We start from the raw sequence: 24,840 nt of genomic DNA, 5'->3' as shown, positions 1-24,840 counted from the left end.
CTCAGTTCTGTCCGCCGAAGCGGACGGCTGCCAGTCTCTCGCCGATCGCGACGACCGCGTAGGCGACGACTCCCAGCGCCGTGATCACCGCGAGCGACGCCCACAGCTCGTCGTAGCGGAATCCGGCGGAGGCGCGCTGCACCGCACCGCCGAGCCCCTGCCCCGTCGCCAGCCACTCGGCCAGCATCGCGCCGCTCAGCGCGGAGGGCACCGCGACCTTGGCGGCCGCGAAGATGGCCGGCACCGCCGTCGGCAGCGCCACCTTGAGCAGCACGTCCAGCGGCGAGCCGCCGTAGACCGAGACCAGCTCGAAGGACTCGCGCGAGAGCGAGCGGAGGCCGAAGCCGACCGTGACCAGCGCCGGGAAGAAGACCGCGATCGCGCCGACGGTGGCGACGGCGCCGATCCCGTTGCCGATCGCCAGGGTCACCAGCGGCGTCACCACGATCAGCGGCATCGACTTCAGCAGCATCGCGATCGGCATCACCGTCGCCTCGAGCGAGCGGATCAGCACGAACAGCACCGCGATCGCCAGGGCGACCAGCAGCCCCGCGACGTAGCCGACGAGCGCATCGACGGCCGTCACGCCGAGGTTGCCGAAGACGATCGCGCGGTTCTCCGCGGCGTCGGCCTCGATGACGAGGTACTCGGCGACGTCGGTCGGCGTCTTGCCCAGCAGCGGCGAGATGTCGGTGATCGCGAGGAAGGCGTACCAGAACGCGAGCGCGAGGACCGCGGCGACGGCGAGCGGCACGAGCTCGCCGCGGACGATGCGCAGCACCATCCGGCCGGTGAGGTCGCTCGGCCGGCGGGCGGCGCGCGACGAGGAGGACGGGGTGGAGGAGGAGGTGCGGGTGGCGGTGCTCATACGACGCCTCCCGTGCCGCGGGCGACCTCGACGCGGGCGCGGCGGCGGTTGGCGCGCGGCCGGCCGACGACCAGCGGCATCAGCCAGCGGCCGAGCGCCGCGATCAGCGCGTAGCCGATGATCGTGACCAGTCCGCTGGTGACGGCGAAGGCCCAGGCCCGCTCGACGTCCATCTGGCGCTGCGCGACCGCGAGGGCGACGCCGAGGCCGGTGGTCACTCCGCCGAGGTACTCGCCGAGCACGGCGCCGAGGATGGCCGCCGGCACGCCGACCTGCAGCGCGGTGATCGTCGCGGGCACGGCCGCGATGGCCTGCACCTTGACGATCTTCGCCCAGCGTCCGCCGCGGTAGGCCGAGACGAGGTCGAGCGCGGTGCGCGGGGCCGAGCGGACGCCGAGCAGCGCGCCGATCAGCGTGGTGAAGAAGACGAGCAGCGCCGCGAGGAAGATCGAGGTGGTGCGGCCGCCGAAGATCACCAGGATCACCGGGCCGACCGCGGTCAGCGGCAGGCAGTGGCTGATCACGCCGATCTGCTCGATCACGCGGTGGGTCCACGGGAGCAGCAGCGCGACGGCGGCCAGCGCCAGGGCCGCGAGATTGCCCCAGAGGTAGCCCTGGCCTGCGGCGAGCACGGTGTCGCCGACGTTGCGGAGGTAGAAGAGCGGCCCGTCGCGGACGAACGCGGCGATGATCGCGCCGGGGCTGGGCACGGCGCGGCTCTCGCGGTAGACGGTGTCGGCGAGGATCCACCAGACCGCCACGAAGACGGCGAGCCCGGCGAACACCCGCCAGTTGGTGCGGATCCAGGGCGTCACGCCTCGTCCTCCATCGCGACGCCGTGCTGGGAGAAGAGGATGTCGGTGATGCGGTCCTCGATCGCGTGGAACTCGGGGCTGCGCAGCATCTCGACCGTGCGCGGGCGCGGCAGATCGATGTCGATCACCTCGACGATCCGGCCGGGCCGCGGCGACATCACGGCGACCGTGTCCGAGAGCAGGATCGCCTCGGCGATGCCGTGGGTGACCATCAGCGTGGTCGCGGGGCGCGCGGTCCAGATCCGCTGCAGCTCCAGGTTGAGCCGCTGCCGGGTCATGTCGTCGAGGGCACCGAACGGCTCGTCGAGCAGCAGCAGATCGGGCTGGACGACCAGCGCGCGGGCGATCGAGGCGCGCTGGCGCATGCCGCCGGAGAGCTGCGAGGGGTAGGCGTCCTCGAAGCCGGTCAGCCCGACGAGGTCGAGCAGGTCCGGGATGCTGTCGCGCTTCGCCGCCTGCCGGGTCAGCTCCAGTGGCAGCCGGACGTTCGAGCGCACCGAGCGCCAGGGCAGCAGCGCCGAGTCCTGGAAGGCGATGCCGAGCTCGGCCGAGCGCTTCGTGCCGAGCACGGGCGTGCCGTGGATCGAGACGGAGCCGGTGGTGGGCTTCTCCAGCCCGGCCAGCATCCGCAGGATCGTCGACTTGCCGCAGCCGGAGGGGCCGAGCAGCGAGAGGAAGGAGCCGCGCGGAGTGACGAGGTCGACCTCGGCGAGGGCCTGCACCGAGCGGCTGCCCAGGTCGAAGCGCTTGCTCAGGCCCGACAGGCGGATGCCCTCGTCCTGGATGGTGGTCGCTTGCTCGGTCAACTGCTCGTCCTCTCCGCGCGGTCCGTGGTGATCGTGTCCGGGTCCTCCGCAGGGCCCGGCCGGGTCGAGGGTCAGCCCTCGAGCAGCTCCGGGTGCTCCTCGTAGACCTCGTCGATCAGCGTGGTGTCGAAGAGCTCGTCGGCGTCGAGCTCGATGCCGGTGAGGGCGAGCGAGGCGACCGACTCGTCCTGCAGCTGCGGCGTGATGGTGAGCAGGCCGTTCGCGTCGGTGTCGGGGGTGCTGATCAGCTCGGTCTGGGTCACCATGACCTGCGCCTGCTCCTCGACCTTGTAGTTCTGGTCAGCGGCGTAGTCGGCGACGACGGTCGCGGCGGTCGCGTCCGGGTCGGCGACGGCGTCCTGCCAGCCGCGGGCGACCGCGTAGAGCAGCGCCTTGACCTTCTCGCGGTCGTCGTCGATGCTCTCCTGCGCCACGACGATGGTCTCGCCGACCATCGGCAGGCCGGTGTCCGCGAGCAGGAACTGCTGCGCCGAGAAGCCGCGCTGGTTGAGCGTGTTGGCGCCGGCGGTCGCGTAGCCGATGTAGCCGTCGACCTGGCCGGTGGTGAGCAGCGTGGAGTCGGTGAGCGGCACGCGAGTGACGTCGTCCTCGTCGATCTCGTTCGCGGCGAGGAAGGCGCGCCAGACGAGGTCGTTGCTGTCGCTGACGCCGATGGTCTTGCCGACCATGTCCTCGGGGGTCTCGATCGGGGCGTCGGTCAGCGAGACGATCGCGAAGGGGTTCTTCTGGTAGGTCGCGCCGACGATCTTCATCTCGGCGCCCTCGGAGATCGCAGGGCCGGTGATCAGCGGCGAGGAGACGCCGGCGAAGGCGGAGCCGCTCGCGATGGCGGTCTCGGCGCCGGTCGCGCCGGTGCCGCCGGGGGTGAGGGTGACGGAGTCGAAGCCCGCGTCGGCGAAGTAGCCGTTCGCGTCGGCGAGGTACTCGCCCGCGAACTCGACGTGGGGGACCCAGGAGAGCTGCATCGTGGCCTCGCCGAACGAGCCGGCGTCACCGGACTCGGCGGCGTCGGAGCCGTTGGAGCAGGCGGCGAGCGTGGTGCCGGCCACGACAGCGACGGCGAGGGCGCCGAGCACGGAGCGGAGGCGGGACCGGGACGGGGCGGTGCGGGGCATGCGGGCTCCAAGGGGCGTCGAGGGCTGGGGGGGGTGGGGCGGACCCGATGGGGCGGACCCGGGGGAAGGCACGCGCCGAGGGGGCGGCGCTGACCCAGTCGACCGCAGCCGGGCACTCCACCGCGTCGTCGCACGGAGGATTTCCGCGCCGCGACGGCCCCGACTCCCCGATGCACGGACAAACCGTGTTGCAGTCAGGTTTCCAGCCTCGCATCCCGGCCGCCCCCTCCACGCATCGCGGAGTCTTCGACGCCGTTCACCGGCTTATCCTCCACTTCCTGCGGAGGGTCCTCGAGAGGAGAGCCGCCCTCTCTCTCATGCTGATCGAGTAGCCCGCGAAGCGGGCGTATCGAGATCCCCCAGCTCCAGACGAGCAGCCTGCAGACCACCCCGCTGACGACGCCGGGTCTCGATACGCCCCTCCGGGGCTCCTCGACCAGCAGGGGGTGCGCACAACATCAGCTGAGAGCAGGGTCCCTCCCCTGACAGCGGAGGCCACCCCTTCTCAGCTGATGTTCTGCAGCGCTCGAGCGCTCCCCACCGTTCGAGCGCCTCTCTGCTGATCGAGTAGCCCGCGCAGGGCGTATCACCCTCGCTGAGACCAGCGTCCGCCGACCAGCCCTGCTGGCGACGGTGGGTCTCGATACGCCCCTCCGGGGCTACTCGACCAGCATGCAAGGGCAGCCCGGCCATGCCGATCGAGCATCCTGCACGGTGGGCCGGCCGATCATGCTGATCGAGTGGCCCGGGGAGCGGGCGTATCGAGATCCGCCGGCGCCGGACGTGGAGCCGTCAGCCGGCGGCGACGCGGCGCAGCGCCGCCAGCACGGTGCGGACCGCGGTGCGCGCCAGCGCGTCCGGGCGAGCCAGGACGTCGACGTGGCGGACGAGTCCGGCGCCCTCGAGCGGGCGGAGGACCATGCCGTCGACGGCGAGCGGCGCCGCGGTGATCCGGGGCAGGATCGCGATCGCGGCGCCGGACCGGACGACCTGCGCGGCGACGGAGAACTCGTTGATCCGGTGCGCGACCCGCGGGGCCCGGCCGATCAGCGCGCCGAGGTGCTCGAGCACGCCCGTGAGCGGGAAGCCCTCGTGCGTGGAGACCCACTGCTCGTCGGCGAGCTGCTCGGGCCGGATGCTCGACTGCGCGGCGAGCGGATGCGCGGCCGGCAGCGCGATGTCGAGCGGCTCGACGAGGAGCGGGGTGACGACCAGCCGGGCCCGCGGCCACTCCGGATCCTGCGGCAGCCGGTGCGCGACGACGAGGTCGTGGTCGGCGGTCAGCCCGGCGAAGCGGCTCTGCGCGACGTCCGCATCGGTGAGCGCCACCCGCGGGCCGTCGGCGAGCTCCGCGAGCAGCGGGCCGAAGAAGGCGAGCCCCGCGCTGTGGAACGCCGACACCCGCACCGCGCGATCGTCGTGCCGGAGGAACGAGCCGATGGTGTCCTCCGCCTCGGCGAGCGCCTCCGCCACCCGCGTCCCCGCGATCGCGAGCGCCTCGCCGGCCTCGGTGAGCACGAGCCGCCGCCCCTCCTTCACCGTGAGCGGCACCGGGACGCCGGCCTGCAGCGCGGCGAGCTGCTGCGAGACCGCGGAGGGGCTCACCCCGAGCGCCGCGGCGACGGCAGCCACGCTCCCCCGATCGCCGAGTTCGCGCAGCAGGCGGAGGCGGGCGGGATCCATGGGCGCGAGCCTAACCGGGAAGCGAGCGCTTCATCGTCGGTGAAGGAGCAGCCGGTCGCTCTTCCGCTTCCCGCCTGCGACGCTGTCCCCGTGCCCCTCCGCTCCCGCCCCGACCTCGCCGTCGACCTGCTGCTGCTCGCCGTCGCCGCCGTCTGGGGCGCGAGCTTCGTCGCCGCGAAGGACGTCGCCGCCGACATCGGCGTCCCCTCGAGCGTCGCGCTGCGCTTCCTCACCGCCGCCGCCGCGCTCGCCCTGCTCTGCCTCGCCCGCCGCGAGCGCCTCCCCCGCGGGCGGGGGCTGGCCGTCGCCGCCCTCCTCGGCGCCTCGCAGGCCGCGATCATCGGGCTCGAGACCTGGGGCGTCCACCTCACCTCGGCCACCAACGCGGGCCTGCTGATCAGCCTCGCCCTGGTGCTCACCCCCGCGCTCGAGGGCCTTGCGTCGCGCTCCTGGCTGCCGCGCTCCTTCTTCGTCACCGCCGTCGCGGCCGTGGTCGGGGTCGCCCTGCTCGTCTCGGACGGCGGCCTGCGCACCCCGACCTGGGGCGACGCCCTCGTGCTCGCGGCGGCCGTGGTGCGCGCCGTGCACGTCACGGCCAGCGCCCGGCTCGTCCGCGGGCGCACGGAGGGCTCGCTCGGCGTGGTCCTCGTGCAGCTGGTCGTCTGCGCCGCCGTCTTCTCGCTGCTCGCCGGGCCGGACCTGCCCGCCGCCGCCCGCGCGCTCGACGCCGGCGGCTGGGCCGGCGTCCTCTTCCTCGGGCTGCTCTGCTCGGTCTTCGCCTTCGTCGTCCAGCCCTGGGCGGTCCGGCGCACCTCGGCGGCGCGCGCCAGCATCCTGATGGGCACCGAGCCGGTCTGGGCGCTGCTCGTCGGCGTCGTCGTCGCGGGCGAGGCGATCGGCCCGCTCGGGGCGGTCGGCGCCGCGCTGATCGTCGCCGCGGGCTACGCGGGCCAGGCGATCGAGCGTCGGCACCGGCTCGGCGCGAGCACGCCCGCCGACCGGTCGGCCGACCCGGTCAGTGCGCCACGAGCTCCTGCAGCCCCGTGACCCGGAGCAGGTCGAGCCGCGTCTGATCGGTCGAGCCGGGCGTCGCCGTATAGATCACGATCCGCAGATCGCCGCCCGGCACCGCGAGCACATCGCAGTCGATGGTGATCGGCCCGACCGGCGTCGAGGTGACGGTCTTCCGGCTGGAGCGGTGCTCGGCGACCCGGGCCACGGCCCAGCGCCGCTCGAAGTCGGGCGAGGTCGCCCGCAGCCGCGCCACCAGGTGCGCGAGCGCCGCGTCGTCCGGGTAGCGGCCCACCGCGGCGCGCAGATCCGCCGCGAGATCGTTGGCGAAGTCCTCGGCGTGCTGGTCGTCGAACTCGGTGCCCTCGTGCCCCTGCGTGAAGTAGCGCCAGACCAGATTGCGGTCGAGGCCCGTGTGCCGCGAGGGATCGCCGTTCAGCGCCGCCCAGAGCGGGTTCCAGAGCAGGATGTCGTGCGCCGCGCTGAAGACGGCCAGCGGCACGTCGCCGCAGCGGTCGACGATCCGCTGCACGCCCGGAGTGATGTGCTGCGGCACCTGCGTCGCGGTCGGCGGCGCGACGCCCGCGACCCGGTAGAGGTGGTCGCGCTCCGCCTCCGTCACCCGCAGCGCGCAGGCCAGCGCGCCGAGCAGCTGCGCCGAAGGGTGCACGGCCCGCCCCTGCTCGAGCCGCACGATGTAGTCGACGCTCACGCCGGCCAGCGCGGCGAGCTCCTCGCGGCGCAGGCCCGCGGTCCGGCGGCTCGGTCCGGCGGGCAAGCCCACCTCGGCGGGCGTCACGCGCTCGCGCCAGGAGCGGAGGACGTCCGCGAATTCGCTCATGCCCCCATGATCCCCCGCGGGGGCGGAGCGGTCCTGGTACTGCTGGTCCTCCCGTCGACCGGGGCCTGGGCGGAGGAGGCGCCGGGGCGGAGCATGGAGCCATGACAACGACACTTATCACCGGGGCCAACAAGAGCCTCGGCCTCGAGACCGCCCGCCGCCTGATCGAGGCCGGCCACACCGTGTACGCCGGCATGCGCGACCCCGCCAACGGCGACGCCGCCCGGGCGCTCGGCGCGCAGGTCGTCCAGCTCGACGTGACCGACCAGGCGAGCGTCGACGCGGCCCTCGCCTCGCTCCCCGCCCTCGACGTCCTGGTCAACAACGCCGGGATCCTCGGCACCTCCTTCGGCGTCGACGACCTCTCGGCGGAGGCGATGGCGAGCGTCCTCGAGACGAACGTCGTCGGCATCGTCCGCGTCACCCAGGCCGCGCTGCCGCTGCTGCGCCGCTCGGCCGCGCCCGTCGTCGTCAACGTGTCCTCCGGAGTCGGCTGGCCGCGCGCCCTGGTCACGCCCGGCCGCGACGAGTTCGGCGTGCCCGCGATCCCCTACGCCGCCTCGAAGGCCGCGGTGATCACTCTGACCGTGCAGTACGCGAAGAACCTGCCCGAGTTCCGGGTCAACGCGAGCGACCCCGGCTACACCGCGACCGACTTCAACGGCCACGGCGGGCACCAGACCGTCACCGAGGGCACCGACGCGACCGTCGCGCTCGCCCTGCTCGGCCCGGACGGCCCGACCGGCGAGTTCCACGACCGCCACGGACGCATCGGGTACTGAGCACCACCGCAGGCTCGCCGCCGAGCGCTCGCCGCCGATTCGTTGCACCTGGCAACAAACCGGCGGCGAGCCCGGCAGAATGGGCACATGACCCAACGGAGCAACTGGGCGGGCACCTACGAGTACCGCGCCGCCGACATCCTCGAGCCGGAGTCGATCGACGAGGTGCAGACCCTCGTCCGCGGGAACGAGCGGGTCCGCGCACTCGGCACCCGCCACTCCTTCAACGCCCTCCCCGACACCCCGGGGGCGCTGCTGCACCTCGGCCGCATCGCCCCCGACCCGGTGATCGACGCCGACGCGAGCACCGTCACCGTCGGCGGCGCCACCCGCTACGGCATCGTCGCCTCGCATCTGCACAGCAACGGCTACGCCCTGCACAACATGGGCTCGCTCCCGCACATCTCGGTGGCCGGCGCGATCTCGACCGGCACCCACGGCTCGGGGGACCGCAACGCCAACCTCTCCTCCGCCGTCTCGGCGCTCGAGCTGGTCACGGCCGACGGCTCGCTGCGCACGATCCGCCGCGGCGAGCCCGGCTTCGAGGGCGTCGTCGTCGGCCTCGGCGCCTTCGGCGTCGTCACCCGGGTGACCCTCGACATCCAGCCGACCTTCGACGTCCGCCAGGACGCCTTCGTCGACCTGCCCTGGGACCGCGTGCTCGACGACTTCGACGCGATCACCTCCTCCGCCTACAGCGTGAGCCTGATGACGCACTGGTCGAGCCCCACGGTCGAGCAGCTCTGGCTGAAGACCAAGGTCGAGCAGGGCTCGGTCGCCGACGTCGACGCGACGCACCTCGGCGCGGTCGCCGCCTCCGCCTCGCTGTTCGCCGTCTCGGAGGGCGTCGACTCGAACCTCAACCCGTTCGGCGGCTCCGTCGGCCCCTGGTCGGAGCGCCTGCCGCACTTCCGCCTCGACCGCGAGCCGAGCGCCGGCGACGAGATCCAGAGCGAGTACATGGTGCCGCGCGAGAACATCCGCGAGGCCCTCGTCGCCCTGCGCGCGATCGGCGAGCGGATCGACGAGGTCCTGCTGATCACCGAGCTGCGCACCATGGCCGGCGACGACCAGTGGCTCTCCCCCGCCTCCGGTCGCGACAGCGTCGGCATCCACTTCACCTTCAAGAAGGACCGCGCCGGCGTCGACGCCGTGCTGCCCGCCGTCGAGGGCGCGCTGCTCCCGCTCGGTGCCCGCCCGCACTGGGGCAAGCACTTCCTGGCGACCGCCGCCGACATCGCCCCGCTCTACCCGCACCTCGACGAGTGGCGCACCCTCCGCTCCGCCTGGGACCCCACCGACCGCTTCGCCAGCGCCTTCGTCCAGGACCGCCTCCTCGGCTGACCCCCTCCCTCCCTTCCGCGAGATGCCACTTATGAGCGCGACACGCCGTGAAACGCGTGCACAAGTGGCATCTCGCGGAAGGGGACGGCGGGGGTAGCGTCGGAGCGACGAGAGGGAGGCAGCATGCCCGCGAAAGAGGAGATCCCGTCGACGATCGAGCGGTCGGACGAGCACGCGCAGAAGCTGTGGTCGGCCGCGCACGACTCGGCCGTCGACAGCTACGGCGAGGGTGAGCGCGCGCACCGCACCGCGTTCGCCGCGCTGAAGCACGAGTACGAGAAGGTCGGCGACCACTGGGAGCGCAAGGCCGAGAACGGCCCCTCCGACGACCGCGCCGCCCAGCGCGGCCCGGACGGCGACGGCGACACGGCCGGCGGAGTCGACGCGAACGCCACCAAGGCGCACCTGCTGGACCTCGCGAAGCGCCTCGACGTCTCCGGCCGCTCGCGCATGACCAAGGCCGAGCTCGTCGACGCCCTCCAGCGCGCGAACGCGAAGCAGACCCGCCGCGCGCGCGACTGACCCGCGCGCGCACCGGCCGACGCCCCGCCACTCTCCGAAAGTTGTCGTACTCGGCGCTCGAGTACGACAACTTCTGAGGAATCGGAGGACGTCGTCGTCTTCGGCGCCTAGTGCGACGACGTTCGAGGACCGGGCCGGCGGCTAGGAGATGCCGAGCTCGTGGCTGAGGACGAGCGCCGCGGCGCCCTGCAGGACGAGCTCGCCGGGGTCCGTGCGGGACTCCATCCGCAGCTCGCGGGTGACGGCCGGCAGGGTGCGGCGGGCGATGGTCGCGCGCGCCTCCTCGAGCAGGACCCCCTCGACGAAGCGCTCCGGACCGGCGAGGACGACCGCATCGATCCCGAGCACGGCGACGATCGGCGCCAGCGCGATCCCGAGCGACCGGCCGGCCCGGCGCAGCAGCCGCTCCTGCTCCGGAGCCGAGGCCGCCGCGAGCCGCGGGCCGAGGTGCGCGACGGACACCGCGGACTCGAGGCAGCCCCGCCGCCCGCACGAGCACTGCTCACCGTCCTCGTCGATGACGACGTGGCCGATCTCGCCGCCGGTGAACTGATCGCCCTCGACGAGGGAACCGCCGATGATCAGTCCGGCCCCGACGCCGTCGCCGAGCAGCACGAGCAGCAGGTTCGCTCCCCCGCCGCGGTGGAAGGTGTGCACGGCCAGGGCGGCCGTGTTGGCGTCGTTCGCGACGTGCACGGGCAGGCCGAACCGCTCGGCGAAGACGCGCCGCAGATCGAGGCCTCGCCAGCCGAGGTTGGGGGCCTCGCGCACGACGCCGCCGTGGTCGACGACCCCCGGTGAGCCGATCCCGATCCCGAGGACCGGCGCCTGGGACGAGGCGATCAGCTCGGCCGCGAGGCCGAGGGCGAGCTCGACCGCGTCCGCCCCGGACGCGCCGTCGCGGGCGAGCCGGCGGTGCTCCCGGATCTCGCCGCGCAGGCTGACCAGGGCTCCGGTGCACTCGGCCTCCGCCGAGAGGTCGAGGCCGACGATGCTCCGCGCCCCGTGGTCGAAGGCGATCACCAGCGCGGGCTTGCCCACCCGGGCGTCGACGCGGGGGCCGAGGTCGAGCAGCAGCCCCTCCGAGTGCAGCTCGCCGACCAGATCGGAGATCGTGACCGCGGTGAGCCCGCTGATCCGGGCGAGATCCGCCCTGCTCATCTCACCGTCGTGGAAGAGGCGCTGGAGGACGAGCGAGCGGTTGTGCCGGCGGTTGTGCGACGGCAGTGCCTTCTCGGTGACGCGCAGCTGGCCCATGGTCCTTCATCTCAGCCCGTGACCGGCTCAGCCCTTGACGGCGCCGGCCGACATCCCGGACACGAGATTACGCTGGATGATCAGGAAGAACACGACCACCGGGAGCGAGAAGAGCACGGCCCCGGCCATCTGCCCGCCGTAGTCCGTCCCCACCTGCCCGCCCGACGCGGTGCTGAAGGACGCGAGCCAGACCGGGAGCGTGTAGCTAGCCTGATCCTTCAGGAACGTGTAGGCGACGATGTAGTCGTTCCAGCCGGCGATGAAGGCGAAGACGCTGCTCGAGACGATTCCGGGCATCACCAGCGGGAAGAGGACGCGGGTGAGCAGCTGCCAGGTCGAGGCGCCGTCCAGGCGCGCCGCCTCGTCGAGCTCGACGGGGAGCGCGAGGAAGAACCCGCGCATCACCCAGATCGAGAACGGCAGCACGCCCGCCACGTAGGCGAGGGCGAGACCCGCGGAGGTCCCGATCAGGTCGATCGCGTTCAGGAGCAGGAACTGCGGCAGGAGCAGCGCCGTCGCCGGGAGCATCTGCACGACGAGGAGCAGGACCAGGATCGCCCGCCGGCCCCGGAAGCGGAACCGCGCCAGCGCCGCCGCTGCGAACAGCCCGAGCACCATCGCGAAGACGACCGCCGCGCCCACCACCACGACCGAGTTCTGCAGGTGGCGCAGGAAGTCGCCCTGGGTGAGCGCCCGGACGAAGTTGTCCAGGGTCGGCGACTCGGGGAGGAAGTGCGGGGTCGAGCTGAGCATCTCGGACTGCGGCTTGAAGGCCGTGTTGACCATCCAGTAGACGGGGAAGAGCCAGAGCAGGCAGAACAGCACCGCGATCGCCGAGCTGATCCACGGGTAGCGCCGCAGCCGGCGCCGAGTCGAGGTCACGGTCACGGTCACGGTCAGAGTTCCTCTCCGGAGCGGACGAGGGTCCGGATGTAGACGGCGCTCAGGGCGAGCAGGATCAGCGCCGACGCCACGGCGATGGCGGAGCCGGTGCCGATCCGGGCGCCGCCCGAGAACGCCGTCGTGAAGGTGAAGACACCGAGCGTGGACGTGGCGCCGTCGGGCCCGCCGGCCGAGACGAGCCAGATCTGGTTGAAGACGTTGAAGTCCCAGATCACCGAGAGCATCGTCACGAGCAGCAGGGTCGGCCGGAGTGCGGGGAGCACGACGACCCGGTAGACCGCGAGCTCGGAGGCGCCGTCCAGTCGCGCGGCCTCCTTGCGCTCGATCGGCACCTGCGTCTCGGCGGCGTGCAGGGTGAGGGCGAGGAAGGGCACCGCCTGCCAGACGACGAGGAGCCAGATGCAGACCCAGGCGAGCCGCGGGTCGGCGGCCCAGTTCGTGCTGGTCAGATCGCCGACCAGCCCCGTCCGGGTGAGCAGCCAGTTGACGACGCCGTACTGCGGCTGGAACAGCCAGCGCCAGATCAGCGAGGAGGCGACGTTCGGCATCGCCCAGGCGAGGATCAGCACCACGGTCGTGAGGAGGCGCAGGGCCGCCGGCAGCCGGGTCAGCAGGTGCGACATCCCCGCGCCGATCAGCACGCTGCCCGCGACGAGAGCGCTCGTGAAGACGAGGGTGCGCACCAGCGCGAGCCAGAACTCCGGGTCGCCGAGGATGTCGGCGTACTGCGCGAGCCCGACGACGTCGTAGGCACCGGTGAACAGGCTGCGCTGGTCGTAGTCGGTGAAGGAGGTGAGGACGAGGAACACGATCGGGGCGATCGTCACGACCGCGAGCACCAGCCCGGCCGGGGAGAGCAGCAGCAGCGGGGCGAGCGAGGAGCGGCGCCGGGCGCGGCGGGCCGCCGTCCCCGGGCGGAGCGGGGCGGCGGCCGGGGCGGTGGACATCGCGCGATCGCCCGGCCGGCCTAGTGGCCGTTGAGCGTGTCGTCGGCGGCGGCGTCGAACTCCTCCGACGCCTCCTGCACGCTCTTCGCGCCCGAGGCGATCGAGGAGAACAGCGACTCGATCTCCCGGTTGCTCTCGATCGCGGCCCACTTCGGATTGGCCGGCACGGACTCCGAGGTCAGCGCGGCGGTGAAGAACGCGCGCTCGATCTCGCTCAGATCGGACTGCGCCGCCTCGATCCCCTCCCGGCTGTTCGGGATCCAGCCGTCCACGCCGTGGACGAAGTCGCGCTGCACCTCGGGGCTCGTGGCGACGGCGATCCACTGCCGGGCGAGGTCGGCGTTCCGCGATTTGGCGGCGACCGCCCAGTTCGAGCCGCCGAGCACCACCGGCTGCGTGCCGCCGTCGACGCCCGGCATCGGGAAGGTCCCGAGCTCGTCCTCCGACAGCTCCGGGTTCGCCTTCAGGACGCCGGCGACGCCGGTGGTCAGGATCGCGGAGGTCTTGCCGTCGGCGAAGATCTGGTTCTGGTCGGGGTCGAGGGTGTTCAGCGTCGCCGAGGAGGCGCTGGAGTAGGCGTTCTGGAACTCCTTGAACGCCTCGAGACCGGACCGCGAGGCCCTCGAGCTGAGCGTGGACCACCAGGTGTCGCCGTCCTGCATCGCGATCCGGCCACCCGCGTCCCAGACGAACTGCAGCCCCGCGTACCAGTACTGCCCCGGGAGGTAGAAGGCCGAGAAGTCGGGGGTGCCGGCGTGCGCGGCCTTCACCTCGTCGAGCGCGGCGGTGAGCTCCTGGTAGCTGGTGGGGAGGGTCATCACGCCAGCCTCGGCCCAGAGCTTCTTGCTGTAGACGACGGCCCGCGCGCCCGCGAAGCCGGGGACGGCGAAGAGGTGCCCGTCGAACGTCGCCGGGTCGACGAGGCCGTCGAGCCAGGTCTGCCCCTGCGCGAGCTCGTCCCGGTGCTCCGTCAGGTCGAGGAGCCCGCCGTTCGCGGCGTAGCCTGCGACCTGGGTGTTGCCGATGTCGAGGACGTCCGGCGGGGAGTCGGTCGCGAGCGCCGTCGAGACCTTGGTGGCGATGCCCTCCCAGGTCTGCACCTGCACGTCGACCTCCGCGCCGGTGGCCTTCGTGAAGCGCTCCTCGACGGCGGCGAGGGTCTCGGGCGAGTAGTCGCCGTCCATGCTCCAGACGGTGAGCGTGCGACCCTCCTCACGTGCCCCGTCCGGCCCGCCGTCGCTGGTCGTGCACGAGGTGAGCAGGAGCACGCCCGCGACCCCCAGGGCGCCGAGCACGACCGCCCGGCGCCGCACCGATGCGTACTTCCCGACCACGTTGTTCCAGGCCACAGCTCTCTCCTCCGTATGGGTGCCGCGTCGCGATCCGGGATCCTGCGCCAGTTGCGACGGAGTTAGTAAAGAACCCTTGCGAACCCCTGTCAACGAGGCTTCACTGACAGGCGCGAAGAGTCGCATCCCCCGCGCAGAACGGAGCCCGCCGTGCCGTCCCTCCTCCCCCGACCCCGCTCGCTGCGCCCGGAGACCGGCGAGTTCGTGCTCTCCGCGAGCACCCGGATCGCCCGCCCGGAGGCCCTCGAAGGCGCCGCGCAGCTGCTCCGCGCCACGGTCGGCCGGGCGACCGGACTCGCGCTCGAGCGTGGCGACGAGATGACGGCCGGCATCCGGCTCGCGCTCGATCCGGCGCTCCCGCCCGAGGGCTACCGCGTCCGCGTCGACGACCGCTCGGTCGTCCTCACCGCGGCGCGCCCGGCGGGCGCGCTGCACGCCGTGCAGACGCTGCTCCAGCTGCTGCCGCCGGCGATCCACCGGTCCGCTCCCCTGCCCGGGGTCCGCTGGGCGGTGCCGGCCGTGACGATCGAGGACGAGCCGCGCTTCGCCTGGCGCGGGATGCTGCTCGACGTCGCCCGGCACTTCCTGCCCGTCCGCGAGGTGCTCCGCGTCATCGACCTGCTGGCCCTGCACCGCCTGACCGTGCTGCACCTGCACCTCACCGACGATCAGGGCTGGCGCCTGGAGATCCCGCGCTACCCGCGGCTCACCGAGGCGGGTGCCTGGCGGCGGCGGTCGCAGGTGGGCGCCGGCCCGACCGCGGGGCAGGACGACCGGCCGCACGGCGGGTACTACCGCCGGGACGACATCCGCGAGATCGTCGCCTACGCCGCGGCGCGGGGCGTCACCGTCGTCCCCGAGATCGAGCTGCCCGGCCACGCGCAGGCCGCCCTGGCCGCCTACCCGGAGCTGGGGGTGCGGGGCCTGCCGCTCGAGACCTGGACGGAGTGGGGCGTCAGCACGAACGTCTTCAACGTCGAGGAGAGCACGATCGAGTTCCTCGAGCACGTCCTCGACGAGGTGATCGAGCTGTCCCCCTCCCCGTACGTCCACATCGGCGGCGACGAGTGCCCGAAGGACCAGTGGGCGGCCGACGCCCGCACGCAGGAGCGGATGCGCGAGGTGGGCGTCCCGGACGAGAACGCGCTGCAGAGCTGGTTCGTCGGGCGCATCGGCGCACACCTCACCCGGCGCGGGCGCCGCCTGCTCGGCTGGGACGAGATCCTCGAGGGCGGCCTCGCACCCGGCGCGACGGTGCTGTCCTGGCGGGGACGGGTGGGGGCGGTGGCGGCGGCCCGGGCAGGCCACGACGTCATCGCCTGCCCCGAGGACACCGTCTACCTCGACCACCGGCAGTCCGAGGCGGCGTCGGAGCCGATCCCGGTCTCCACCGTCACGACGGTCGCCGACGTCCTCGCCTTCGATCCGGTCCCGCCGGAGCTGACCCCCGAGCAGGCCCGGCACATCCTCGGCGGTCAGGCGAACCTCTGGACCGAGCACGCCGACTCCCCGCGCACTCTCGACTACCTCGCCTTCCCCCGGCTCTGCGCGCTGGCGGAGGCGCTCTGGTCGGGCGGGCACCGCGACACGGAGGACTTCGAGGCCCGTCTGGCGCACCACCTGACCCGGCTCGACGCGCTCGGGGTCGAGTACCGCCGCGCCGACGGCCCGCTGCCGTGGCAGACGCGGCCCGGCGTCCCGGGCCGCCCGATGACGCACGCGGAGGCCGCCGCGCAGGTGGCGCTGCTGACCGCGGACATCGCCGGCGGCGGGAGCAGGTCCGGTCCCTAGCGGGAGGGGCACAGCGTCGTCGAGCAGGAATCCGCTCTCCGTGCGGTCCTCCGCGGCCGGGTGGGCGGGCCTCCGAAATGTGCCGCAGGCTGTGGCACCTTCGCTGTGGGCCACGTCCGAGTCCTCATCGACGAGCGCGATGGCCAGGAGATCGACGGGTCGGACTTCTCCATCGATCTGCTCTTCTTCCACATCGGTCAGCTCCGGTACATCGTGAACGAGCCGAAGAAGGGCGCGTTCGAGCCGTCCCTCCACGGGGCAGCTCGGGCTCTCCCTCGCGCTCGTCGACGACCGGCTCCGCGGCGACGTGCCGCACCGGCCGACGGTGGGATCGTCATCCGCGGTGGCCGTCGCCACCTGCACTTACGAAGCCCTGCCGCCGGAGGGAGACCGAACAGTCGACGTCAGAGCCGGCATCATCGCGGCGAGCCGACTGACTGACACCGCCGCCGGTACGCCTTCTAGCAAGTGCCGTAATGAAAGTCATGTCCGATCGGTGACAGGGATCGAAGCTCGGTGCCAGGTCCGGCCAGCGACACCGCAAACACCTGGAGGCTCGGTCTTCGTCGATCTCGAACCCGCGTGGTCGAATCAGCCGGTGATCTCCGTGGCGATCGGAACGCGCAGCTGATTCGCAAGGGGCGTGTAGAGATCGATGTCCTGTGCGCTGGTCTGCAGTGAGAGAAGTAATGCGTATCGGACCGGGTGGTTCTGTCTGTCCTGCCGCCCGTTGTTCTTCCACCAGCCGCCGACCGGATACACAGCGACGGGGTTACATCGGGCCAGTTCGGCGCCGCTCCCCCTCCATTCGTCTTGATGCGGTGACCCGAGGCCGCGCTGATCCGGGCCGACCAGCCACCGGTCCGTGGTCGTCCCAGCACCGGACGAACCGTCCTCATCAGCCTGGGCGTCGCGGTTGATCCGAGCGATGAACTGCTGCTGCGTCTCGAGCGCACCCTGGAGGTCGAGGCGAAACGCGTGCGACGCGTAGGTGCACCGCTGGCGCCAGCCTCGGCGTGAGGCCGAGGGCTCGACGAAGTACGACAACGTGAGACGCAAGCGCACGTCGGCGACCCCGAGCTGCTCGAGAATCTCGGAAGGCCACGGGAGTGTGTGGAGTCGGACGCGACGCATGCGATGGTCGTCGCCTTCGAACGGCGTGACGTCATCCTGAGACACCACGGAGAGGGCGGGACCTCTCCTGACGGGACGGAGAATCATGGGAGGCGGTCGTCCGGCGGGCTGTTCACTCACAGGGGTCGCATTCGCAGGGTCGTGACGCCGCCGTCGACGAGGAGGGAGGTCCCTGTGATGGAGCCCGAGAGAGGGGTAGCGAGGAACGCGATCGCCGAGGCGACCTCGGCAGGGGTCGCCATGCGTCCGTTGGCCTGGCGCGCGTCGAGGGCGGCGCGTTCGACGACAGGGTCGGGGAACGCTTCCAGCATCCGTGCCACGAAGGGGGTGTCGACCGTGCCGGGGGTGACGCAGTTGACGCGGATGCCTTCTCGAACGTGGTCGGTGGCCATCGCCAGCGTCAACGCGTGTACGGCGCCCTTCGACGCGGAGTAGAGGGCCCGGCGCGGCAGTCCGTTGGCGGCCGCGATCGAGCTCAGGTTCACCACCGAGGCATGATCGGAGAGACGCAGCAGCGGGAGAGCCGCGGCGGTGACTCGGGCGATGCCCGTGATGTTCACGTCGAGCACGCGGCTCCACTCGGCGTCATCGTTCTCCTCGACGGTGCCGACGGCACTGATGCCGGCATTGTTCACCAGGACGTCCAGACCACCGGCTCGTCCCTGCACGCGCTCCAGCGCATCATCGATCGAAGCGCGATCGGTCACATCGCAGCGGAACCCTGTCAGTCCCTCTGGGGGGTCGTCGACGGAGATGTCGAGAACGATCACGCATGCGCCGCGTTCGTGCAGGAGTTGTGCCGAGGCAAGGCCGATGCCGGAGGCGCCTCCTGTGATCGCGGCCACCAGGCCGTCGAACTCGGCCATCAGGCGTTCCGGAACGTCTGCCGGGCGGTGCCCAGGCCGTCGATGGAGAGTTCGACGACGTCGCCGTCGCGGAGGAACGGGGTACCAGGGAGTCCTAGCGCGACTCCTGCCGGTGTGCCCGTGTTGATCAAGTCGCCCGGGTTGAGGACCATGAAGCGGCTCAAGTACCGGATCACGTGCGCGACGGAGAACACCATCGATGCCGTCGATCCGCTCTGACGCTGATTACCGTTCACGTGCAAGCGCAACCCGAGGTTCTGCGGATCACCGACCTCTTCCGCGGGAACCAGCCACGGCCCGAGCGGGTTGAAGGTCTCACAGCTCTTGCCCTTATCCCACTGACCACCGCGCTCGAGCTGAAACTCTCGCTCGGAGACGTCGTGCGAGAGCACGTAGCCGGCGACGTATGCAAGCGCGTCGTCGGAGTCGTCGAGGTAACGGGCTTCGTGCCCGATGACGACACCGAGCTCGACCTCCCAGTCAGTCTTGACGGATCCTCGCGGAATGAGGACGTCGTCCTCGGGTCCGACGATCGTCGACGGGTCCTTGAGGAACACCACGGGCTCGACTGGGAGAGCCGCGCCCGTCTCCTCGGCGTGATCGCGGTAGTTCAGGCCGATGCAGACGATCTTGCCGGGACGAGCGATCGGCGCACCGAGCCTGCCACCCCGCGCAAGGGGTGGGAGCGTGCCGGCCGCGAGTGCGTCTCGCACCTGCGCGATTCCTCCGCCTGCGAGCCAGGCGCCGCTGATGTCGGTCGTCAGCCCAGCGAGTGAGTAGCGTGCACCGTCGTGCTCGACGGCCGGCTGCTCGGCGCCGGGCGCGCCGATCCGGATGATGCGCATGGGTCCTCCTGTTGTGCCCCCTGAGGGCGGTCTTCACATGTGTCGTCGCCGGCCATGACCTGCAGAGGCGAAGGACGAGGGTCACCCTCGTCAGCGACCAGCTGTGCTACACCCCGCTGTCGACGGATCTGTCGAGGGGCCTCGACGGGGAGACCAGTCATAGTCTGACGACAATGATCTGACGATTCGGGGAGCAACAGAACCATTATGCCGGCCCCATCGACGTCCTCCTACAGTTTCATCTGATCATCTGCCCGATCACGACTTGACAGATTGCCATTTATCGATAAATTTGGTGGACGGCGGCTTCACCGCCACACCACCTCCCTGCATCACCGCACTCGACGGCGAGGTCGCTCGCCAGAGGAGAAACAATGAAGTTCTCGAGGATCGCCGGCGTCGCTGCCGGCGCCGCTGCGATCGCCCTCCTGGCCACCGGATGCTCGGCATCCGGGTCCGGAGAGACGTCGGCGGACGGCACCACCACGATCAACTACTGGGGCTGGGACGGCGCTCCCGGGCAGGACGTGATCGATCCGCTCATCGACGCGTTCGAGGCGGAGAACCCCGACATCACGGTCGACTACACCGAGGTGCCGCGCGACGACTACAAGGCGAAAGTCGCATCTGCTCTCGGCGCCGGTGAAGACATCGATGTTCTCGCCGTCCAGCCCGGCGCATGGGCTGGCGAGATCGAGGACTACCTGAGTGACGTGACCGCCTGGCCGAACGCCGACGCCCTCACCAGTGCCTTCACGGACACGTCGATCGAGCAGACGAAGCGTCTGTTCACGGACGGCGGCCTGTACGCCGTCCCCCTCTACTCGACCGGCTCCGCGATCGGCATCTACAACGCCGACATCCTCGACTCGGTCGGCGTCGCTGCGCCCACGACCGTCTCCGAGTTCACCGCGCTGAGCGAGGCCTTGAAGGCGCAGAGCCCGGACATCCTCCCGGCCGTGATGCCGGCTGAGGGCTGGTTCCAGGACGAGGCGGCCCTCACGGTCGTCGGCCAGACCGACCCGAGCTTCTTCGACGAGGTCCGCTACGAGGAGGGCGAGTGGGACACCGACAGCTACGTCACCGGCCTCGAGTCGTACAAGAAGCTCTACGACGACGGCGTCTTCGCGAAGGACACGCTCGACATGGACTACGCCACGGCGACGAACACGTTCGACACCGGCGAGGCCGCTGTGCTCTTCAACGGTTCGTGGGAGGCCGGCCGGATCCTGACCGGCAACTACGGCATCATCCCCTTCCCCGCCGCGACCGCCGACGAGGCCTCGCTGCGTGCGTTCCTCGACGTCACGATCGGAATCCCTGAGGAGTCCACGAAGAAGGACGCTGCGTCCACGTTCGTCGAGTACCTCGCTGCGGGCGACGGCGTCGACGTCTGGGCCACCAGCCTGAAGGGCGTTCCCGCTGTCGACGGCTACACGCTCCCCGAGGGAACGCTGACCACCGACCTGCAGAAGCAGAGCTACGCCACGATGGTCGACCTGATCAGCGACCCCCACAGCGACCGCAACAACCTCGGTGCGTTCTCCGACTTCGTCGGCGCGAACGTGCTGCAGGTCCTCACCGGCAGCATGAGCGCGGAGGACGCCGCCGCGAGCGATCAGGCCGAGCTCGAAAAGGGCAACTTCTAGTCACACCCTGTTCAGGTCGGGCCGCTTCCCGCGGCCCGACCTGACTCGTCGATCCGAGGACTCACCATCATGACCCGACCGCTCGAACGGCCCACCCGTCGCCGTCGCCCCCCGAGCCAGTGGCGCAGCGCGCTCCTGTTCCTGCTGCCGCTGCTCGCCGTCTACGCCGTCTACTACGCCTACAGCATCGTCTTCCTCGCGCAGACGAGCACGCAGCGCGTCGGGATCTCTCTGCTGCGACCGGTCCAGGTCGGGTTCGACAACTTCATCCTGCTGCTCCAGGACGCCGTGTTCTGGCAGTCGATCGGCAACAACCTCGTCTTCGCGGGTGTGAGCATCGGCGTCTCCCTCACGATCGCCTTCTTCATCGCCGTCGCACTCTCAACCGGAGTCCGAGGGCGCAAGGTCTTCTACCTCGTGTTCCTGCTGCCGGCACTCATGCCGCTCTCGCTGGTCGCCACGATCTTCGGGTCGATGCTGCAGTCCCGCAACGGAGCAGTCAACGAGACCCTCCGCGCGATCGGCCTCGGCGACCTCGCCCAGTCCTGGCTGACCACCCCGCAGTGGGCATACATCGCCGTCATCCTGGTGTTCTGCTATCTGATCGGCCTGCCGATCATGTACTACACCGCTGATCTCTCCGCGCTGCCCACCTCCGCACTCGAGGCGGCGCTGCTGGACGGCGCCGGAACCTTCCGGATCATGCGCTCGATCATCTACCCGATGATGCGCTCCACTCACATCACCGTGATCCTGGCTCTCCTCCTCGGTTCCTTCCGCGCTCTCGAGCAGGTGCTCTTCTCCACTGACGGAGGGCCTGGTTCGACGACGGAGATCGTCGGCACCTACCTCTACTCCTCCGTCAATTCGGGAGGGAAGACCATCGGCTTCGCAGCCTCCGCCTCGATCGTGGTGCTGCTCATCGCTCTCGTGATCTCCGTCCTCCAGATGTTCGCCACCCGCACCCGGAAGGCCGATCGATGACCACCACCCTGCTCCCGGAGGCCACCTCCACCAGCGCACCGACCCCGCCCGCAGGACCCCCGCGGCGCCGCAGCAAGCCCTCCGCCGTCGAGGACAACCCGATGCGCGTGGTCATCACCAAGCGCAGCGACCTGATCCTGATCTACGCCCTCCTGGGCGTCATGGGCCTGATCTTCGCCTTCCCGCTGTACGCGGCGGTCAAGAAGTCCCTCGACGGCTTCGGACTCCAGAACTACATCTCGCTGATCACCGAGCCCATCGGCGACGTGTCCCTTCCGATGACCTACCTGAACTCCCTCATCATCGGCGCCCTGCATGCCGCACTCGTCGTCGCGGTGAGCTCGACCGCCGGCTACGCGCTCTCGCAGCTGCGGTTCCGCGGCCGCGAACTGGCGTTCGTGGGCATCCTGCTCTTCCTCGCGGTCCCCGGCGCGGCACTGATCATCCCCGTCTACCACATCACCAACGAGCTGAACCTCTTCAACAACTACCTCGGAGTCGCCCTGCCCGAGGCAGCCCTCACGATCCCGTTCGGCGTCCTCCTGATGCGCAACTACGGCAGCAACATCTCCGAGTCACTGATCGAAGCAGCGCTGCTCGACGGCGCCGGCCATGTCCGCGTGTTCTGGAGCGTCTTCCTGCCCCTCGCGCGCCCCGCGATCGCCAACCTCGTCGTGCTCTGCTTCATCTGGTCGCTGCAGGACTTCCTCTGGCCCTCGATGCTGTTCACCAACCCCGACGTCACGACCGCCGCGCAAGCGGTCTCCTCCTTCTCCAACGTGCTGGGACGCAGCCCCGAGGACTTCGGCCGCTACAACGCCAGCCTCGTGCTCCTCGCCGTTCCCGCCGTCCTCTTCGTCCTGTTCGGACTGCGGTTCATCGTCAACGGCCTCACCAGCGGAAGCACGAAGGACTGACATGACCGCACGCCGCCTCCTCTTCACCAGGCCCGCCGAGGAATGGATCGAAGCCCTGCCGATCGGGAACGGCCGGCAGGGTGCGATGCTCTTCGCCGGCGTCCGGGACGAGCGCCTCCAGATCAACGACGGCACCGCCTGGTCGGGATCCCCGCAGAGCGAATCGGCCGAGCCGAGAATCGATCCCGACGCGGCAGCGGACGCCCTCGAACTCGCCCGGACGGCCATCGCACGCGAGGACTTCGCGGCCGCTGACGCACAGTTGCGCCGCCTGCAGCATCGACACAGTCAGACCTTCCTCCCGTTCGTCGATCTTCATCTCCAGCTGCAGTCGGAGCACGAAGCGACCGACTACGAGCGGACACTCGATCTCGCCACGGCGCGCCACTCGTCCCGTTTCACCCTCGACGCGGCCGACCTCGAGCGCACGACCATCGCGAGTCATCCCGACGGCGTGATCCTGCACGAGGTGACCGCGACGGCCGGCGTGCTCCCGCCCCTGAGGATCAGCCTGTCCTCCGACCTGCGCGTGCTCTCCACCACCGTCGCGCGGGGCGCGCTCTCGGTCGCGCTGCGCATGCCCAGCGACGTCATGCCCAGCCACGACCCCGGACCCGATCCGGTCCGCTACTCCTCGGCTCCGGGGAGCTCGCTCGAGGGCGCCGCCCACGTGACCGTCCTGCACGACGGCGCTGAGTCCCCCGACGGCGACGGGTTGCTCATCGCGGGCGCGACGCGCCTCGCGCTGGTCATCGCGACCGCGACCACGTTCACCGGGGTCGCACAGCCACCGAAAGGCACTTCCGCGGATGCAGCCGCCGAGGCCGCAGCGCGAGCAGCACGTGCCGCAGAGGATCTCGACGGCGTCCGTCGACGACACCTCGACGACGTCACCGCGCTGCTGAGCCGGGTCGAACTCCTCCTCGGCGACGAGGACCCCGCGCCCACCGACGACCGTGTCCGTCGCGCCCTGGCCTCCCCCGACGGGGTGACGGCGGCAGATCCGGCGCTCATCGCGCTGCTTTTCGACTACGGGCGCTACCTCCTGGTCTCCAGCTCCCGGGAGGGCGGCGTGCCGGCGACGCTGCAGGGGATCTGGAACGACTCCCTCCAGCCCCCGTGGAGCTCCAACTACACGACGAACATCAACCTCCAGATGAATTACTGGCCCGCCGAGACGACCGCACTCCCGGAGTGCCTGCCGCCCCTGTTCGACCTCATCGAGGGCCTCGCGAAGACGGGCAGCCGCACTGCGGCGGAGCTCTACGGATCGCCCGGGTGGGTCGCGCACCACAACACCGACGCCTGGGCGTACTCGAGGCCGGTCGGTGGAGGAGAGCACGACCCGAAATGGGCGTTCTGGCCTCACGGTGGCGCTTGGCTCGTGCACCACCTCTGGGACCGCGTCGCCTTCGGCGGCGACGACTCCTTCGCCCGCGACCGAGCCTGGCCGCCGATGAGAGGGGCGGCGCAGTTCGCGCTCGCCTGGCTGCAGGAGCGCCCGGACGGCACCTTCGGAACATCCCCCTCCACCTCCCCGGAGAACCAGTTCCAGACCGACGACGGCGAGGTGTGGTCGGCCGCCGAGTCCTCAGCTGCCGACCTGGAGATCCTCGGCGAACTGCTCACGATGACTCTGGCGCTGGCCGAGCGCCTCGGGATCCGAGACGACGTCGTCGCGCAGGTCGAGCGGGTGCTGCCGCGGCTCGCATCGCCGCGGATCGGCGCGGACGGGACCGTGCAGGAGTGGGAACGGGACTTCGCGATGCCCGACCCTCATCACCGACACCTCAGTCACCTCTACTCGGTTCATCCCACGGACGGCGAGCTCACGGACGCCTTCGCGGACGCCGCGAGACGCTCCCTCGACTCCCGGGGCGACGACGCGACCGGATGGTCGCTCGCCTGGAAGATGCTGATGCGCGCGCGCCTGGGCCAGGGCGACCGGCTCCTTCCGCTGATCGAGTTGTTCTTCCGCGACATGACCGTCGACCGCGGTCCCTGGATCGGCGGCCTGTATCCCAACCTGTTCTCCGCGCATCCTCCGTTCCAGATCGACGGGAATCTCGGCTTCACCGCAGCGATCGCGGAGGGCCTTCTCCAGTCGCACGCCGGCGTGATCAGCGTGCTACCGGCACTGCCTGTCCGCTTCGGCGCCGGCAGCGTTCGCGGGCTCATCGCCCGACCCGGCGTCTCGGTCGACATCCAGTGGACCATCGCCGACGGGATCGCGACAGCACAGCGGGTCCAGTTGCGGGCGATCAGTGCAGCAGCACACGGCACCTATCCGGTGCGGATGAACGGGACTGAACACGTCGTCACGCTCGAGGAGGAATCCGTCCGGCTCGAGGCCGTCGAGCTCGCGCAGCTGTAGAGGAGGGAGGGCTCGG

22 protein-coding genes are annotated in these 24,840 nt (G+C 71.1%); 9 read left to right on the top strand and 13 right to left on the bottom strand.

Features of this window, described 5'->3' with window-relative positions:
- Position 1: 1 nt before the first annotated feature.
- From EDF45_RS12610 to EDF45_RS12585, 5 genes are all read right to left on the bottom strand, one after another.
- A complete protein-coding gene (locus EDF45_RS12610; RefSeq protein ID WP_123736422.1) occupies positions 2 to 868 on the bottom strand; it encodes an ABC transporter permease in 867 nt (288 codons plus the stop codon).
- Positions 865 to 1,683 (bottom strand): ABC transporter permease, encoded by an 819-nt coding sequence (locus EDF45_RS12605; RefSeq protein WP_185020174.1) that lies wholly within the window; start codon positions 1,681 to 1,683, stop codon positions 865 to 867. The genes EDF45_RS12610 and EDF45_RS12605 overlap by 4 nt, the downstream gene beginning before the upstream one ends.
- Positions 1,680 to 2,489 (bottom strand): ABC transporter ATP-binding protein, encoded by an 810-nt coding sequence (locus tag EDF45_RS12600; protein ID WP_123446992.1) that lies wholly within the window; start codon positions 2,487 to 2,489, stop codon positions 1,680 to 1,682. Before EDF45_RS12600 ends, EDF45_RS12605 begins: the two co-directional genes overlap by 4 nt.
- 71 nt (positions 2,490 to 2,560) lie before the next feature.
- Positions 2,561 to 3,625 carry an ABC transporter substrate-binding protein gene (locus tag EDF45_RS12595; protein ID WP_123736423.1) on the bottom strand — a complete coding sequence of 355 codons (1,065 nt, stop codon included), beginning with the start codon at positions 3,623 to 3,625 and terminating at the stop codon, positions 2,561 to 2,563.
- A 792-nt stretch (positions 3,626 to 4,417) separates the two neighbouring features.
- Complete coding sequence (locus tag EDF45_RS12585) at positions 4,418 to 5,308, bottom strand: LysR family transcriptional regulator (protein WP_123736425.1); 891 nt, start codon at positions 5,306 to 5,308, stop codon at positions 4,418 to 4,420.
- Between the two features lie 90 nt (positions 5,309 to 5,398).
- Here EDF45_RS12585 and EDF45_RS12580 point away from each other — a divergent pair, with 90 nt between their 5' ends.
- Positions 5,399 to 6,355, top strand: a complete 957-nt coding sequence (locus EDF45_RS12580; protein ID WP_123736426.1) for a DMT family transporter — start codon at positions 5,399 to 5,401, stop codon at positions 6,353 to 6,355.
- Here EDF45_RS12580 and EDF45_RS12575 read toward each other — a convergent pair.
- Entirely contained in the window at positions 6,324 to 7,160 is an 837-nt protein-coding gene (locus EDF45_RS12575) for a helix-turn-helix transcriptional regulator (RefSeq protein WP_123706385.1), read from the bottom strand. The genes EDF45_RS12580 and EDF45_RS12575 overlap by 32 nt on opposite strands.
- Positions 7,161 to 7,261: 101 nt before the next feature.
- On the opposite strand from EDF45_RS12575, the gene EDF45_RS12570 reads away from it, so the two are divergent.
- The 3 genes from EDF45_RS12570 to EDF45_RS12560 all read left to right on the top strand — a co-directional run bounded on the left by EDF45_RS12570 (position 7,262) and on the right by EDF45_RS12560 (position 9,808).
- Positions 7,262 to 7,942, top strand: a complete 681-nt coding sequence (locus EDF45_RS12570) for an SDR family NAD(P)-dependent oxidoreductase (RefSeq protein ID WP_123736427.1) — start codon at positions 7,262 to 7,264, stop codon at positions 7,940 to 7,942.
- Positions 7,943 to 8,029: 87 nt separating this feature from the next.
- On the top strand, positions 8,030 to 9,286 hold the full coding sequence (locus EDF45_RS12565; protein WP_123706383.1) for a D-arabinono-1,4-lactone oxidase: 1,257 nt from the start codon (positions 8,030 to 8,032) through the stop codon (positions 9,284 to 9,286).
- A 123-nt stretch (positions 9,287 to 9,409) separates the two neighbouring features.
- Positions 9,410 to 9,808, top strand: a complete 399-nt coding sequence (locus EDF45_RS12560; protein WP_123736428.1) for a ChaB family protein — start codon at positions 9,410 to 9,412, stop codon at positions 9,806 to 9,808.
- A 141-nt stretch (positions 9,809 to 9,949) separates the two neighbouring features.
- On the opposite strand, the gene EDF45_RS12555 is transcribed toward EDF45_RS12560, so the two are convergent.
- Genes EDF45_RS12555 through EDF45_RS12540 form a run of 4 tightly spaced genes read right to left on the bottom strand, consistent with a single transcriptional unit; the run spans position 9,950 to position 14,264 of the window.
- Positions 9,950 to 11,065 carry an ROK family transcriptional regulator gene (locus tag EDF45_RS12555; RefSeq protein WP_123736429.1) on the bottom strand — a complete coding sequence of 372 codons (1,116 nt, stop codon included), beginning with the start codon at positions 11,063 to 11,065 and terminating at the stop codon, positions 9,950 to 9,952.
- A gap of 27 nt (positions 11,066 to 11,092) precedes the next feature.
- Complete coding sequence (locus tag EDF45_RS12550; protein ID WP_221181118.1) at positions 11,093 to 11,959, bottom strand: carbohydrate ABC transporter permease; 867 nt, start codon at positions 11,957 to 11,959, stop codon at positions 11,093 to 11,095.
- A gap of 2 nt (positions 11,960 to 11,961) precedes the next feature.
- Entirely contained in the window at positions 11,962 to 12,915 is a 954-nt protein-coding gene (locus EDF45_RS12545; RefSeq protein ID WP_123736430.1) for a carbohydrate ABC transporter permease, read from the bottom strand.
- 20 nt (positions 12,916 to 12,935) lie between these two features.
- The gene (locus tag EDF45_RS12540) at positions 12,936 to 14,264 is read right to left on the bottom strand and encodes an extracellular solute-binding protein (RefSeq protein ID WP_221181119.1); all 1,329 of its coding nucleotides are present in this window, start codon (positions 14,262 to 14,264) and stop codon (positions 12,936 to 12,938) included.
- Between the two features lie 150 nt (positions 14,265 to 14,414).
- Between EDF45_RS12540 and EDF45_RS12535 the strand changes: the two genes are divergently transcribed.
- On the top strand, positions 14,415 to 16,055 hold the full coding sequence (locus EDF45_RS12535) for a beta-N-acetylhexosaminidase (protein ID WP_123736432.1): 1,641 nt from the start codon (positions 14,415 to 14,417) through the stop codon (positions 16,053 to 16,055).
- 591 nt (positions 16,056 to 16,646) lie between these two features.
- On the opposite strand, the gene EDF45_RS12530 is transcribed toward EDF45_RS12535, so the two are convergent.
- From EDF45_RS12530 to EDF45_RS12520, 3 genes are read right to left on the bottom strand one after another with little or no spacing between them, the layout of a single operon-like run.
- Positions 16,647 to 17,276, bottom strand: coding sequence for a hypothetical protein (locus EDF45_RS12530; protein WP_148070833.1), 630 nt, complete (start codon positions 17,274 to 17,276; stop codon positions 16,647 to 16,649).
- A 29-nt stretch (positions 17,277 to 17,305) separates the two neighbouring features.
- Positions 17,306 to 18,055, bottom strand: a complete 750-nt coding sequence (locus tag EDF45_RS12525) for an SDR family NAD(P)-dependent oxidoreductase (protein WP_123736434.1) — start codon at positions 18,053 to 18,055, stop codon at positions 17,306 to 17,308.
- Positions 18,055 to 18,900: a fumarylacetoacetate hydrolase family protein gene (locus EDF45_RS12520; protein WP_123736435.1), complete on the bottom strand. Its 846-nt coding sequence runs from the start codon at positions 18,898 to 18,900 to the stop codon at positions 18,055 to 18,057. Before EDF45_RS12520 ends, EDF45_RS12525 begins: the two co-directional genes overlap by 1 nt.
- Positions 18,901 to 19,274: 374 nt before the next feature.
- Here EDF45_RS12520 and EDF45_RS12515 point away from each other — a divergent pair, with 374 nt between their 5' ends.
- The 4 genes from EDF45_RS12515 (at position 19,275) to EDF45_RS12500 (ending at position 24,824) form a co-directional block, all read left to right on the top strand.
- Complete coding sequence (locus tag EDF45_RS12515) at positions 19,275 to 20,549, top strand: ABC transporter substrate-binding protein (RefSeq protein WP_123736436.1); 1,275 nt, start codon at positions 19,275 to 19,277, stop codon at positions 20,547 to 20,549.
- A gap of 69 nt (positions 20,550 to 20,618) precedes the next feature.
- Positions 20,619 to 21,533 carry a carbohydrate ABC transporter permease gene (locus tag EDF45_RS12510; protein WP_123736437.1) on the top strand — a complete coding sequence of 305 codons (915 nt, stop codon included), beginning with the start codon at positions 20,619 to 20,621 and terminating at the stop codon, positions 21,531 to 21,533.
- Positions 21,530 to 22,450, top strand: a complete 921-nt coding sequence (locus EDF45_RS12505; RefSeq protein WP_221181120.1) for a carbohydrate ABC transporter permease — start codon at positions 21,530 to 21,532, stop codon at positions 22,448 to 22,450. Before EDF45_RS12510 ends, EDF45_RS12505 begins: the two co-directional genes overlap by 4 nt.
- 1 nt (position 22,451) lies before the next feature.
- Positions 22,452 to 24,824: a glycosyl hydrolase family 95 catalytic domain-containing protein gene (locus EDF45_RS12500; protein WP_123736438.1), complete on the top strand. Its 2,373-nt coding sequence runs from the start codon at positions 22,452 to 22,454 to the stop codon at positions 24,822 to 24,824.
- The last annotated feature ends 16 nt before the right edge of the window (positions 24,825 to 24,840 follow it).

It is taken from the genome of Rathayibacter sp. PhB186 (assembly GCF_003751825.1).
In the GTDB taxonomy this organism is placed as follows: Bacteria; Actinomycetota; Actinomycetes; order Actinomycetales; family Microbacteriaceae; genus Rathayibacter; species Rathayibacter festucae.
The sequence above is the reverse complement of the archived record's forward strand: the minus strand, read 5'-3'. Positions and strand labels throughout refer to the sequence as shown.

What these genes read in the sequence shown, in the direction of transcription:
- EDF45_RS12610 (WP_123736422.1), bottom strand. Translation starts at nt 868, where the DNA reads ATGAGCACCGCCACCCGCACCTCCTCCTCCACCCCGTCCTCCTCGTCG.
- EDF45_RS12595 (WP_123736423.1), bottom strand. Translation starts at nt 3,625, where the DNA reads ATGCCCCGCACCGCCCCGTCCCGGTCCCGCCTCCGCTCCGTGCTCGGC.
- EDF45_RS12585 (WP_123736425.1), bottom strand. Translation starts at nt 5,308, where the DNA reads ATGGATCCCGCCCGCCTCCGCCTGCTGCGCGAACTCGGCGATCGGGGG.
- EDF45_RS12575 (WP_123706385.1), bottom strand. Translation starts at nt 7,160, where the DNA reads ATGAGCGAATTCGCGGACGTCCTCCGCTCCTGGCGCGAGCGCGTGACG.
- EDF45_RS12570 (WP_123736427.1), top strand. Translation starts at nt 7,262, where the DNA reads ATGACAACGACACTTATCACCGGGGCCAACAAGAGCCTCGGCCTCGAG.
- EDF45_RS12565 (WP_123706383.1), top strand. Translation starts at nt 8,030, where the DNA reads ATGACCCAACGGAGCAACTGGGCGGGCACCTACGAGTACCGCGCCGCC.
- EDF45_RS12560 (WP_123736428.1), top strand. Translation starts at nt 9,410, where the DNA reads ATGCCCGCGAAAGAGGAGATCCCGTCGACGATCGAGCGGTCGGACGAG.
- EDF45_RS12555 (WP_123736429.1), bottom strand. Translation starts at nt 11,065, where the DNA reads ATGGGCCAGCTGCGCGTCACCGAGAAGGCACTGCCGTCGCACAACCGC.
- EDF45_RS12545 (WP_123736430.1), bottom strand. Translation starts at nt 12,915, where the DNA reads ATGTCCACCGCCCCGGCCGCCGCCCCGCTCCGCCCGGGGACGGCGGCC.
- EDF45_RS12530 (WP_148070833.1), bottom strand. Translation starts at nt 17,276, where the DNA reads ATGATTCTCCGTCCCGTCAGGAGAGGTCCCGCCCTCTCCGTGGTGTCT.
- EDF45_RS12525 (WP_123736434.1), bottom strand. Translation starts at nt 18,055, where the DNA reads ATGGCCGAGTTCGACGGCCTGGTGGCCGCGATCACAGGAGGCGCCTCC.
- EDF45_RS12520 (WP_123736435.1), bottom strand. Translation starts at nt 18,900, where the DNA reads ATGCGCATCATCCGGATCGGCGCGCCCGGCGCCGAGCAGCCGGCCGTC.
- EDF45_RS12515 (WP_123736436.1), top strand. Translation starts at nt 19,275, where the DNA reads ATGAAGTTCTCGAGGATCGCCGGCGTCGCTGCCGGCGCCGCTGCGATC.
- EDF45_RS12510 (WP_123736437.1), top strand. Translation starts at nt 20,619, where the DNA reads ATGACCCGACCGCTCGAACGGCCCACCCGTCGCCGTCGCCCCCCGAGC.
- EDF45_RS12505 (WP_221181120.1), top strand. Translation starts at nt 21,530, where the DNA reads ATGACCACCACCCTGCTCCCGGAGGCCACCTCCACCAGCGCACCGACC.
- EDF45_RS12500 (WP_123736438.1), top strand. Translation starts at nt 22,452, where the DNA reads ATGACCGCACGCCGCCTCCTCTTCACCAGGCCCGCCGAGGAATGGATC.